At 64.4% G+C, this 11,060-nt stretch carries 12 protein-coding genes; 5 read left to right on the top strand and 7 right to left on the bottom strand.

What is annotated here, in order from left to right:
- Nucleotides 1–24: 24 nt before the first annotated feature.
- From nrfD to AB3147_RS10315, 3 genes are all read right to left on the bottom strand, one after another.
- Nucleotides 25–1,059, bottom strand: a complete 1,035-nt coding sequence (gene nrfD / locus AB3147_RS10325) for an NrfD/PsrC family molybdoenzyme membrane anchor subunit (protein ID WP_367351872.1) — start codon at nucleotides 1,057–1,059, stop codon at nucleotides 25–27.
- A 19-nt stretch (nucleotides 1,060–1,078) separates the two neighbouring features.
- The gene (gene dsrO, locus AB3147_RS10320) at nucleotides 1,079–1,852 is read right to left on the bottom strand and encodes a sulfate reduction electron transfer complex DsrMKJOP subunit DsrO (protein WP_367351871.1); all 774 of its coding nucleotides are present in this window, start codon (nucleotides 1,850–1,852) and stop codon (nucleotides 1,079–1,081) included.
- 178 nt (nucleotides 1,853–2,030) lie between these two features.
- Entirely contained in the window at nucleotides 2,031–2,579 is a 549-nt protein-coding gene (locus AB3147_RS10315) for a DNA-deoxyinosine glycosylase (protein WP_367351870.1), read from the bottom strand.
- A 171-nt stretch (nucleotides 2,580–2,750) separates the two neighbouring features.
- Between AB3147_RS10315 and AB3147_RS10310 the strand changes: the two genes are divergently transcribed.
- On the top strand, nucleotides 2,751–3,614 hold the full coding sequence (locus AB3147_RS10310; protein WP_367351869.1) for a pirin family protein: 864 nt from the start codon (nucleotides 2,751–2,753) through the stop codon (nucleotides 3,612–3,614).
- A 281-nt stretch (nucleotides 3,615–3,895) separates the two neighbouring features.
- Nucleotides 3,896–4,870, top strand: a complete 975-nt coding sequence (locus AB3147_RS10305; protein ID WP_367351868.1) for a hypothetical protein — start codon at nucleotides 3,896–3,898, stop codon at nucleotides 4,868–4,870.
- Between the two features lie 178 nt (nucleotides 4,871–5,048).
- Here AB3147_RS10305 and AB3147_RS10300 read toward each other — a convergent pair whose 3' ends face one another.
- Nucleotides 5,049–5,432, bottom strand: a complete 384-nt coding sequence (locus tag AB3147_RS10300) for a cytochrome c (protein ID WP_343738121.1) — start codon at nucleotides 5,430–5,432, stop codon at nucleotides 5,049–5,051.
- A gap of 494 nt (nucleotides 5,433–5,926) precedes the next feature.
- Between AB3147_RS10300 and AB3147_RS10295 the strand changes: the two genes are divergently transcribed.
- A complete protein-coding gene (locus tag AB3147_RS10295; RefSeq protein WP_343738122.1) occupies nucleotides 5,927–6,280 on the top strand; it encodes a hypothetical protein in 354 nt (117 codons plus the stop codon).
- Here the strand turns inward: AB3147_RS10295 and AB3147_RS10290 are convergent.
- On the bottom strand, nucleotides 6,219–7,463 hold the full coding sequence (locus AB3147_RS10290) for a sensor domain-containing diguanylate cyclase (RefSeq protein ID WP_218343426.1): 1,245 nt from the start codon (nucleotides 7,461–7,463) through the stop codon (nucleotides 6,219–6,221). The genes AB3147_RS10295 and AB3147_RS10290 overlap by 62 nt on opposite strands.
- Before the next feature lie 324 nt (nucleotides 7,464–7,787).
- Here AB3147_RS10290 and AB3147_RS10285 point away from each other — a divergent pair, with 324 nt between their 5' ends.
- Nucleotides 7,788–8,306 (top strand): O-acetyl-ADP-ribose deacetylase, encoded by a 519-nt coding sequence (locus tag AB3147_RS10285; RefSeq protein WP_367351867.1) that lies wholly within the window; start codon nucleotides 7,788–7,790, stop codon nucleotides 8,304–8,306.
- A 91-nt stretch (nucleotides 8,307–8,397) separates the two neighbouring features.
- On the opposite strand, the gene AB3147_RS10280 is transcribed toward AB3147_RS10285, so the two are convergent.
- Together AB3147_RS10280 and AB3147_RS10275 are read right to left on the bottom strand one after the other, a co-directional pair.
- The gene (locus tag AB3147_RS10280) at nucleotides 8,398–9,027 is read right to left on the bottom strand and encodes a class I SAM-dependent DNA methyltransferase (protein WP_313065979.1); all 630 of its coding nucleotides are present in this window, start codon (nucleotides 9,025–9,027) and stop codon (nucleotides 8,398–8,400) included.
- A 50-nt stretch (nucleotides 9,028–9,077) separates the two neighbouring features.
- The gene (locus tag AB3147_RS10275) at nucleotides 9,078–9,983 is read right to left on the bottom strand and encodes a LysR family transcriptional regulator (RefSeq protein ID WP_279973324.1); all 906 of its coding nucleotides are present in this window, start codon (nucleotides 9,981–9,983) and stop codon (nucleotides 9,078–9,080) included.
- Between the two features lie 108 nt (nucleotides 9,984–10,091).
- On the opposite strand from AB3147_RS10275, the gene AB3147_RS10270 reads away from it, so the two are divergent.
- On the top strand, nucleotides 10,092–10,970 hold the full coding sequence (locus AB3147_RS10270) for an aldo/keto reductase family oxidoreductase (protein ID WP_367351866.1): 879 nt from the start codon (nucleotides 10,092–10,094) through the stop codon (nucleotides 10,968–10,970).
- Nucleotides 10,971–11,060: the final 90 nt, after the last annotated feature.

Genomic DNA, 11,060 nt, shown 5'->3' with positions numbered 1-11,060 from the left:
CATGTGCTTATCGACTCGGCGCGCTCAGGCGGCCACGGCGCGTGCGCGCGCGGGGAAGATGTCCAGGGCCCAGGTGACGGCGGTGATCAGCGCCACGCACAGCCCCAGCACGCCCACCATGCCGAGCAGCCCGTCGCTGCCCCACGGCATGTCGTACAGGTAGAGTCCTGCGCCGTACTTGGGCACGCCCTGCACGCTCATGAAGACCACCCAGCGGAAGATCCACGCCGCGCCCAGCATCGTCAGCGCCAACGCGGCCGACGGCAGCGGCGCCGCCAGCGTGCGCGCCGGCCGTTGCAACAGCCCGACGATGCAGAAGGCCGTGATCACGGCGCCCGCCAGGCTCAGGCGCCAGATCGGAAAGTCCGCGAACAGCCGCAGCGCCGCCTCGAAGGACGGATCCAGTCCCAGCAGGCCCAGCAGCACCCACGCCCCCGCGCCCAGCGCCATCATCACGACGGCGGTCACGCTCAGCCGGCGCAACATCTCCACCGGCAACGCGCGCAATCCGCCGGGCAGCCAGCGGCCCACCAGGAACATTGCACCCAACGCGCCCAGCCAGGCGGTCAGCGCAAAGTTCACCGGCAGGAACACGGTGTGCCACAACGGCCGCGAACGCAGCACCATTACCTCGGCCCCGGTGTAGACCAGGATGGACAGCGCCGACAGCGCCAGGGCCGCCGCCACCACCCGCAGCCACCCGATCCGCCCCCACCACCACGCCGCGCAGAACAGCAGCGCCAGCGTCACGAAGACCGGCAGCAGCAACGCCCCGAGCCACATCCACGACCACGGCGTGATGTGCGCATAGAAGTGCCAGAAACGGCCGGGCTGATGCAGGTCGGCCAGCAGCGACACCGGCGCGGCGATGGCGCTGACCAGCAGCACCGTCACCGCGGCCGGCAGCAAGCGGCGCGGGGCGGAATCCGCCCGCCCGAACGTCGCAAAGGCGCCGGTCAGCGCGGTGGTCGCGCTGATGCCGATCAGAAAGAAATACTGCACGGCCCAGGGCAACCAGGCCGCGTCGTATACCGGCGTGAGCAATTCAGAAATTCGCATGAGAGTCTCCCCTTCCGTGTCAGTGACCGCCCGCCAGGCGCACGCCGGCCTGGCCGTCGACCTGATGCACGAACGCATCGGGCAGGCCGATGTAAAAGACGTGGGGATCGGTCTCCATCTCGGGCTTGAGCACCTTGATGTCGGCCTTGTGTTCGGCCAGCAGCCGGGATATCGCGCTGTCCGGATCGTTCATGTCGCCGATCACGCGCGCGCCGCCCACACAGCTTTCCACGCATGCCGGCAGCAGTCCGGCTTCCAGCCGGTGCTCGCAGAACGTGCATTTGTCCGCAGTCTGGGTCTCGTGATTGATGAAGCGGGCGTCATAGGGACAGGCCTGCACGCAATAGCCGCAACCCACGCAGCGCGCGTTATCGACCAGCACGATGCCGTCCTCGCGCTGAAACGTGGCCTGCACCGGACAGACCGGCACACAGGGCGGCTTGTCGCAGTGGTTGCACAGGCGCGGCAGCATGACCATCGAACAGGGGCCGCCGGTATCGGGCGTGACTTCGTACTGCAGGACGGTGGTGCGGAACTGTCCGATGGGCGGTACGTTTTCCAGCGAACAGCTCACCGTACAGGACTGGCAGCCGATGCACTTGCGCATGTCGACGACCATGCCGTAGCGCTTGCCGGCCATGCCAGGCCGGCGCGGCGGTTGGCCATTGAGACCCGGCGCGGCCTCGGCGTGGATGGGAATGACCGAGGCGGCGGCGCCCAGGCCTAGGAGCCCTTTCAGGAAACCGCGTTTGCCCGGGAGCGGCGTTTCCGGGGGGCTGTGGGGGGTGTGCATCGTTAAACTCCGAAACGTTTAAGTGTTACGGAAATTAACTTATCACCTGTAGTTATATAGAGCCTTGATATCTGTCAATTCGGGGACGGAGTCGAGGCGGCGGCAGCATGTGCGATCGCGGTTTGTGCTTCGGACGTGCGGAATAGACGGCAATGCGATCTGGCCGGGGGTTGCAGCTTCAGCGCGTCGGAAACTTCAATGCCGGCTCCCACGCCGCCAGCTTCTGCTCGAAACTGGCAGCCGCATGGGCGGGACTGGTCGAGGGCAGTTCGAAGAATTCCAGCCCGGGGGCCGGCAATGCGGGCAGCACATGCCGCCGGAACATTGCCGCGGCCTTCGCACCGTTGAAGCAGATGCGCCCGATGGACGGGTGAAGGCTCAAAAATGCCTGGAAATCGTTCGGCACCAACGTATCGCCCCGGATGTCGGCATCCAGACTGCCCGGCCGCTCACAGGCCTGCAACACATCCCACAGCGCCACGCCGTTAGCCTGCAACGCGCGCAAACGCTCGTCGTAGTCCAGGCCGGGATCGAACCCGAAGATCCGCGCTGCCAGGGGCCAGAACGCATTGCGCGGATGCGCGTAGTACTGCACCTGCCGCAGCGAGGCCACGCCGGGCATGGAGCCCAGCACCAGCACGCGCGCCCCCTCCCCCACGACCGGGGCAAATCCCGTCACCACCGTCTCGCACCGCGCCGCCGCGATTTTGTCCCTGATCTTGTCCATGCCCGGAAGGATACCCGCCCGGCGCGGGCGTGCCCTGCCGCCCCGCGATGATCGTTCGCCGCATGGAACAGTGCTTATCAGCCACGGGCACTACCGATATCGGCATTCCGCCCTTATCTTCTTGCCTATGACGAACGGCCCCGAAGGGGCCGCGCAACAGGAAACCTCACCATGAAGAAGATCCTAGGCGTGCACGCCAGCCCCCGTCCCCACTGGGTGGGCGACGGATTTCCGGTGCGCTCCATGTTCTCGTACAACGACAAGGGCCGCGACACCAGCCCGTTCCTGCTGCTGGACTACGCCGGCCCCGCCGACTTCGGCCCGGCCAGCCAGCCCCGCGGCGTCGGCCAGCACCCGCATCGCGGCTTTGAGACCGTGACCATCGTCTACAGCGGCGAAGTCGAACACCGCGACTCCACCGGCAACGGCGGCGTCATCGGCCCCGGCGACGTCCAGTGGATGACGGCGGCTTCCGGCATCCTGCACGAGGAATTCCATTCCCACGCCTTCACCCGCACGGGCGGAAAACTGGAGATGGTGCAGCTCTGGGTCAATCTGCCCGCCAAGGACAAGAAGGCGCCGGCCGGTTATCAGGGGATTCTCAATGCGGACATTCCGGTCGTGGCGTTGCCGGATGACGCGGGTTCGCTGCGCGTGATCGCGGGCAGCTACGGTGGCCAGGCGGGGCCGGCGCGGACTTTCACGCCGATGGATGTGTGGGATGTGAAGCTTGCTGCGGGTAAGACGGCAACCTTCCCGATTCCGGCGGGCCGCAACAGCATGCTCGTCATGCTGCGCGGTACGGTTCTGGTCAACGGCGAAGCCGTTGCGCGGGATGCGCAGTTGGCGCTGTTCTCGCAAGAGGGGGAGGACATCACGGTCGAAGCGAATAACGACGCCGTGTTCCTGATCCTGAGCGGCGAGCCGATCGATGAGCCGGTCGTTGGCTACGGACCCTTCGTGATGAACTCGCAGGCCGAAATCGTGGAGGCGATTCAGGACTTCAACGCCGGGAAGTACGGGCAGATGCATTGAGGCGAACGCTCCGCCAGTAACCCCGCGCCCGCATGCCAGTCACCGGCATGCGGGCGCGGTCGCGTTTTAAGGGCCCTGCAGATCTGACGATCACGGACGTTGCCTGGCGCAGCGTGAACCTGCTTATCCAAATGGCTCCGCGTGGACGCCCGCGCCCTCTCGCCAGACACCGTACGAGCAAAGGCAGCGGGCGGCGCGGTATGACGTTCTGCGGCAGCGCCGTGCTATGGTCGATCCCTAATTCTTCCGCCGCTGTCTCTGGCCACTTCCGCACAACGTCGATGACCGCTCCCGCCCGCTCCTCCTGCTCTCTCGCTTTGCGTCTGGCATTGACAGTCGTCATCGTGCGCGTGGCCTACGCCGCGCTGCTGCAAGGCTACACGTTGATCGGATTGCCCGAATCCGCGCAACTGCGCGAGACGTTCAGCCTTCCGCAGTACCTGGTGCCATTTCTGGCAAACATCGCGGCCTCGTCCATCTTTGTCGGTTTGACCGTATGGAGCACCACGCATCGCTGGCTGCGGCAGCAAAGTACGCACGCCGTGGACGCGCCGGGAAAACTTTTCGGCATCGTCATCATCTTGACGCTGGTGTTCTCGCTGGCCGTGTCGGCCCTCATGATCTATCTGCAAAGCGCGCTGGTCCTGTACGCCGCGCAACACGCTGGCACGGCCAACAAATTCCTGACGTGGGGCCTGTTCCTCGGTGCCCTGGCCGTTGCCTTGGAAGTCCTGGGCGCGTACCTCGCCGTGCGCATCGCCACGCTGACCGTGCAGCCCGCGGACCAAGCCGGTGGCCCGGCGTATGAACAGCGCCACGCGGCCTGGAGTGCCGGTTTGATGATCCTGGGCTGGCAACTGAGCGTGTGCATCGCCATGGGCAGCTACCTGAACGCGCAGTCGCTCACCGTGGGTTGGCTGCAATACGCGCTGGGCTTCCTGATCCTGCCAGTTCTGCTTCTGGTGCTGTGCACCGTCGTCTGCCTGAGGATTCTGCCGCACCCGATCGGTGACGCACGCCAAGGACGGGCAGTCGTCCTCGGTACGCTGGCGTTCTGGCTGGCACAGGTGCTGGGGGTTGGCCTGGGCTTTCTGGCGATTCGGGCGATGACATGGGACCAACTGATTCGCGCCGCGGATTCCAATGTGGTGGCGGTGGTGATGCTCGTGGTTTATGCGGCGCTCTTGGTGCTGGGATGCAAGGTTGGGAAAATGACGCTTTATGGCGCTTCAAGAAGGCTAGTACCGGCTGGCTAAGCGCATTGGGCGAAAAATGCCGAAGTCGCTCAGTTTTGCCAGTACTCTAGTCTGAAAAGAAGCGGCCTAAAAATCCATCGATGGCGGGAAAAGACCGGGATGACGATCGCGCATGTCCGCGAGCCGCCGCTGGTGACGGGCGGCTTCCACCCGTAGCAGTCAAACGGGCAACACATCATCACCGGCTCTTGGAAATCACATCGCTCATGTACTTGTTCAAATCTCGAAAATCCTGAACGGTCCAGGAGTGCGGTGCCAGCTTTACGCCGTTCTCCTTCAAAGTTCTCGGAATCAGGTCTCCGTTCGGACGAAGTATTACCGAAGAGACGATGACTCCCGGATAATCATTGAGTCGCTTTTTGAATGCAGCAGTCGTGAGGTCAGGCGTGGGAGGAGTGCTTTTCTTGGCCAACGGCCCCGTGCCTTTGATATCTGCACCGTGGCACATCGCGCATCTCTGCGTATAGAGATTCTTGCCGTTGATGTTCTGTGCGAAGGATGATGTTGGTTGAGTCACCACCAACACTCCCAGCGCAGCGATGAGAAATTTTTTCGACTTCATTCGGTCCTATCGTTTCAAGAAGCCTGGTGGGGCGCCGAGTATAGACTCGTAGGTACGGAATGGCTCGTCTTGGCGCTTTTCATAAAGAAGCCCATCTCCCCCTGTGCAGTGCTTCTCCTTTCCGGATTCTGCCTGTCCGCCGCGGCGCAACCGTGACGCCGCTGGCATTCACCGGATACCAACCAGCAAGCCATCGCCGCCTGCCAGGCGCAGGCGCGCAGTCCCAGCAGCGCCAGCACAAATAGTCCGAACGTAGGCGGCCGCATCCGCGGCGCCGCTGCCCGGGCGACGGCCGTGGCCGGGGTGGCTGGTGAGCGTGGGCAACTGCAAGCAAGCCACAGGGCTGCGACACGGCGAGGTCAACAGCCCCCGTGCACTGCGTTATCAGCCATAATCGGTTCAACCTCGCCCCGCGCGAAGGCAGGAGTTCCGCTTTCGCTTCCACATAAACCGGTACCGGTTGGGCCGTAGCGTACTCAATGCGGAGTATCTCGATGACACCGGAAACGCCAGACGAGGATTTGGTACGGCCCCGCAGCCACAGGTCACGCGACCTGCCCCAGGGCTTTCGGGCTGGATTGATTACGGCCATCACCGTATTGCTGGGCTTTTCGCTGGGTTTCCTGCGTTTCTGGGGCTTCGACGCGCCGGGCGATTGGAGCGTGCTATCCGTGCTGCCGGGCGTGTTCTTATTGGTCGCGATCCTGCTGCAGATAATTGCGCTTTGCCGCGCCTTGCGTTTGGAAGATGAAGCCGAGGATGAATACCGGAAAACCGTGCGATGGTTTATCTCGTCGGCGATACTGCTGTTGCTGGGTCTGACAGCGGCATTGTGGGAGGCAGCGTGACTCCGGCAATCGCCCTTTCGCCGTCACCACCGCCCACTTCCACCCGATTCCGCCCCCCAGCCTTCCCCCGATAAAGCGCCCCATCCGCCTCCCGGAGCGCCTCCTCCAAACCATCCGCTCCATGAAAGCGCGCTGACACGCCAATCGTGACCGTGCAGCGCAGCGGCTCATCGCCGCCGGTGACGTGGATTGGCTGGCTTTCGATGCTGGCGCGCAGCCGCTCCGCAAGAACCATCACATCCGCCATTTCCGATTCAAGAAGCACGGCGACGAACTCCTCTCCGCCGGTGCGGCCGGTCAGATCTCCCCGCCGTACACCGGTACGAAGCAGCCCCGCCACATGGCAGATCACCTCATCGCCCGCCTGGTGACCGTAGCTGTCATTGATCCGCTTGAAATGGTCGACGTCCACCATCAGCAAATAGGCGGGGACCGCATTACGGCCGTTGAAATACTGGGTCAGTGCGTCTGACAGTCCCCTGCGATTGAGCAGATCCGTCATCGGATCGCGCGCCGCCATATTGCGCAAACTGTCCGTCAGCCGGCGCAGCACGAGCCAGACAATGGAAGGCGGCACGATGGTGGCCAGCGTCGACATATAGATGTAGAAAATCATCTGAAACCGGCTGTCCATATGCAGCGCGTCCAGGCCGCCTTCCGTAATCTTCAGAAACTTCAGCGCGTTCAGCACACAGATTCCGCCGATCAGGCACGCGAAGAAGATCATCTCTGCGCGCAAGTCTTTGGCGAACGTGCGCGTGCCGCAGAGCACCGTGACGGTCATGGCGAAGAAAAGCAGTGTCGCCGATGCCGCGAGCATGGCGTAGCGCGCTTCTGGTCCGAATTGCCATTGCACCAGCCACTGCAGTAACCCATACACCAGGCAAAACACCGCCAGCGGCAACCACAGGCGCACCTGTTGCCCGAAGAATCGCATGGCGCCAAGCAGGTACGCGATTGGCGCGGCCAGGGTCAGGCAGTGATTGACGACGCTCATCAGGCTCCAGGCGGGACCGCCTTCGACCAGTTGCAGGATGTAGGCCGCCGCGAGCAGCAGATTGCCGACGGCGAAGACGTCCATCCCCATCCTGTTTTCTGGCAGGCGACGGCTGATAAGCAGGAACATGCCGGAAAAGCACAGCAGGTGTGCGCACAGCATGCCAACGAGCGTGGAGGCAACCATGAAAGGGACGTCGAGAGGGAAAGCGGATTTCCTGCGCCGGCGCCACTGGGCGGTGGTCAGCGATGGACACCCAGCGACCTGCGTGGGCGGCGCTCATTGTAGTCGGCCGGTATTGATCCCAGGAGTTCGGCCGAGGGCGCCTGGAAATGGCGATAAAGTAGCCATCAAACACGCTCGGAATCGGCGATAAAACAGCCGTCAGACACGCTCGGCTTGGCGATAAAGTGACCGTCCGACACGTCGATGCGGCAGAAGTGCCGGCGGCTGACCAGTTGAATGACGCGGGGATAATGCCGCTGCATTCCCGTCACGAGGAGAATTCAAATGCCCACCACACTGCGAGCCATCCGCTCAGACATCACCAAGCTTCAAGTGGACGCGATCATCAACGCCGCCAATTCCTCATTGCTGGGTGGTGGTGGCGTGGATGGCGCGATTCATCGTGTCGCGGGACCGGATCTGGTGCATGAGTGCCGGCTGCTGGGCGGATGCAAGACGGGCGACGCGAAGGTGACCGGCGGATATCGGCTGCCCGCGCGCTTCATCATTCACACGGTGGGCCCGGTTTGGCGCGGGGGGAATAACGGGGAGCCGGCACTCCTGGCAAGCTGCTATCAACGCTGCATTGCGCTGGCGGAGGAAAAAGGCGTAGTTTCGATCGCGTTTCCCAGCATCAGTACCGGCATCTATGGCTATCCCATTGATTTGGCGGCGCAGGTCGCGGTCGATACCGTTCGCAAAAGCCTGTCGAGGGATTCGTCAATTCAAGAGGTCATCTTCTGCTGCTTTTCGGACGCTGACCTGAGACACTACGAGCGAGTTTTGAACCGGCCACCTGAATGACGCGACGCGAGGGAGGCGGCCGCTCTGCCGTCTGCCCCCGATTGCCTGGCCACGGGATCGCCGCTCATCGACGCCTTTCAGTTCCGCCCCGCTAATCCCGCCGGCGCCACACACTGGCCAGCCACGGCTGCTGCTCGCGCGGCAGTCCGTCGGGCCGGTAGTAGTGCTCAAGCTCGTCGAATCCGGCGGCCTCCATCAGTGCGCGCCAGCCGTCGAGATCGTGGTACGCCCCATAGCGCCCGCGATTCCAGCCTTCCTGGTTCCCGCCACGGGGATTGGAACTGAACAGCACGCCGCGCGGCCGCAGCGTTGCCCGCAGTTCCTTGAGCACGCGCGGCAGTTCCTGCCCCGGCACGTGAAACAGCACGGCGTTGGCGAAGATGCCGTCAAAGCGCGCCGCGGGCAGTTGGAGCCGCAGGAAGTCCTGCTCCCAGACCTCGCACTCGCTTGCCGCACGCGCCATTTCCACGAAACGCGGCGTGCCGTCCAGGCCCACGGGCCGGTGTCCCATCGCGAGGAAAGTCTTCAGGTCGCGCCCCGGCCCGCAACCCAGATCGAGGATGTCGAACGGCGGTTCACCGTCGATGTGCCGCAGCAAGGCGGCGATGTTCTGGCTGACGTCGTGGTCCCGCGTGCCGGCCTGGAAGGAATCGGCGTTCTCTTCGTAATGGGCGAGCGTCAGGGACGTGATCTTGGCGAGGTCTTCGGGATCCAGGTGCATCAGGCGATTGTGCATCAAACGGCGCGGGGCGGCGAGACGCGGCGCGCCGCTCAAGGAAACGGCCGCGCCTTGATGAAGTCGATCAGCGCCTTCAGCGGCGACGGCACCAGGCGACGGCCCGAGTAGTACAGAAATGGCCCCGAAAACTGCGGCCACCACGGCTCCAGCACGGGCTCCAGCGCCCCGCTTTCAAAGTGCGGGCGCAGCCAGTCTTCGAACAGATACATGACGCCCGCCCCCGCGATGGCGACGTCGACAGCGAGATCGACCGCGCCCCCAATCTGCACGACCAACGGTCCGGACGCATCGATACGCACGGTCTCTCCGCCCCGCTCGAAATCCCACGCCGGCATCGCCCCGCTGGGAAAGCGGCCGCGCAGGCAGGCGTGCTGCATCAGGTCTTCGGGATGCGCGGGCCGCCCGCGCCGGTTCAGGTAGTCGGGCGAGGCGCCGGCTGCAAAGCGCTGCACGCGCGGGCCGATGGGCACGGCGATCATATCCTGCTCCAGCCGGTCGTCGTAGCGGATGCCTGCGTCGCATCCGGCAGCCAGCACGTCGACAAAGCTTTCCTCGGCAACGACCTCCAGTCGGATATCGGGATAGGCCGCCAGAAAGTCGGGGACGATGGACGGCAGCACCAGCTTGGCCGCGCTTAGCGGCACGTTGAGCCGCAGCGTGCCCGCCGGCTTGTCGCGGAACCCGTTGACGGCGTCCAGCGCCGCCTCGACCTCGGTCAGCGCGGGCGCCAGCCGGGCCAGCAGTTCCTGGCCGGCCTGGGTCAGCGCCACGGAGCGCGTCGTTCGGTTGAAAAGCCGCACGCCAAGCTGCGCCTCCAGGCGGCGCACGGTGTCGCTCAGGCGCGACGCGCTGGTGCCCGCCGTCCGGGCCGCTTCGCGGAACCCTCGCGCGCGCGCGACGGCGACGAAGGCATGGAGGTGATCGAGGTCAGTCGCCATTGTGCATTTTTCCGTACAAGCCGTGCGGATTGTATTGGCTTATCAGCATGTGGCGAAAGCTCTATCGTTTGCCCATCCCCACTCCTGCACCGAAACAAGGAACCCAACATGACCCAACTCGCAGACAGCGGCACCTACTCCCTCGGCGCACGCCAGGTCTATCGGCTTGGCTATGGCGCCATGCAGCTCGCCGGCCCGGGCGTCTTTGGTCCGCCCAAGGACCGTGATGCCGCGCTTGCCGTGCTGCGCGACGCGGTTGCCGCCGGCGTGAACCACATCGACACCAGCGATTTCTACGGCCCGCACATCACCAACCAACTGATCCGGGAAGCGCTGGCCCCCTACTCCAACGATCTGGTGATCGTGACGAAGGTGGGCGCAGTGCGCGGCGACGATGCCTCGTGGAATCCCGCGTTCTCTGCCGAGCAGTTGACCCGGGCGGTGCACGACAACCTGCGCAACCTGGGCCGCGACGTGCTGGACGTGGTCAACCTGCGCGCCATGTTCGACGTCCATGGCCCGGCGGAAGGGTCCATCGAAGCGCCGCTGTCCGTGCTGGCCGGCCTGCAGCAGCAAGGGCTGATCCGCCACATCGGGTTGAGCAACGTGACGGCCACGCAGGTGAAGGAGGGCCGCGGCATCTGCGACATCGTCTGCGTGCAGAACCAGTACAACGTCGCCCACCGGGCCGACGATGCCCTGATCGACGACCTGGCCCGCGAAGGGATCGCCTACGTGCCCTTCTTTCCGCTGGGCGGGTTCAGCCCGTTGCAGTCGTCCATCCTGAACGACGTGGCTGCGCGGATCGGCGCGACGCCGATGCAGACCGCGCTGGCTTGGCTGCTGCGCCGCTCGCCGAACATCCTGTTGATTCCCGGCACGTCTTCGCAGAAACATCTGAAGGAAAACCTGGCCGCGGCGTCGCTGCAGTTGCCGGACGACGTGGCCAAGGCGCTGGACGGCATCGCGGCGAGCAAGACGGTGTAAGCCCCGGCCTGAACAACCTGAACGCCGGACGCGCCTGCGCACTCAAGCAGGCGGCAATAAAAAACCCGCCTGCGTCAATGCAGGCGGGTT

Source organism: Achromobacter animicus (genome assembly GCF_040775605.1).
GTDB lineage: Bacteria > Pseudomonadota > Gammaproteobacteria > Burkholderiales > Burkholderiaceae_B > Achromobacter > Achromobacter animicus.
This window is presented reverse-complemented; position numbering and strand designations above follow the sequence as displayed.

Bases quoted from the DNA above. Each gene is read 5' to 3' on its own strand.
- nrfD (WP_367351872.1), bottom strand. From the start codon at position 1,059: ATGCGAATTTCTGAATTGCTCACGCCGGTATACGACGCGGCCTGGTTG.
- dsrO (WP_367351871.1), bottom strand. From the start codon at position 1,852: ATGCACACCCCCCACAGCCCCCCGGAAACGCCGCTCCCGGGCAAACGC.
- AB3147_RS10315 (WP_367351870.1), bottom strand. From the start codon at position 2,579: ATGGACAAGATCAGGGACAAAATCGCGGCGGCGCGGTGCGAGACGGTG.
- AB3147_RS10310 (WP_367351869.1), top strand. From the start codon at position 2,751: ATGAAGAAGATCCTAGGCGTGCACGCCAGCCCCCGTCCCCACTGGGTG.
- AB3147_RS10305 (WP_367351868.1), top strand. From the start codon at position 3,896: ATGACCGCTCCCGCCCGCTCCTCCTGCTCTCTCGCTTTGCGTCTGGCA.
- AB3147_RS10300 (WP_343738121.1), bottom strand. From the start codon at position 5,432: ATGAAGTCGAAAAAATTTCTCATCGCTGCGCTGGGAGTGTTGGTGGTG.
- AB3147_RS10295 (WP_343738122.1), top strand. From the start codon at position 5,927: ATGACACCGGAAACGCCAGACGAGGATTTGGTACGGCCCCGCAGCCAC.
- AB3147_RS10290 (WP_218343426.1), bottom strand. From the start codon at position 7,463: ATGGTTGCCTCCACGCTCGTTGGCATGCTGTGCGCACACCTGCTGTGC.
- AB3147_RS10285 (WP_367351867.1), top strand. From the start codon at position 7,788: ATGCCCACCACACTGCGAGCCATCCGCTCAGACATCACCAAGCTTCAA.
- AB3147_RS10280 (WP_313065979.1), bottom strand. From the start codon at position 9,027: ATGCACCTGGATCCCGAAGACCTCGCCAAGATCACGTCCCTGACGCTC.
- AB3147_RS10275 (WP_279973324.1), bottom strand. From the start codon at position 9,983: ATGGCGACTGACCTCGATCACCTCCATGCCTTCGTCGCCGTCGCGCGC.
- AB3147_RS10270 (WP_367351866.1), top strand. From the start codon at position 10,092: ATGACCCAACTCGCAGACAGCGGCACCTACTCCCTCGGCGCACGCCAG.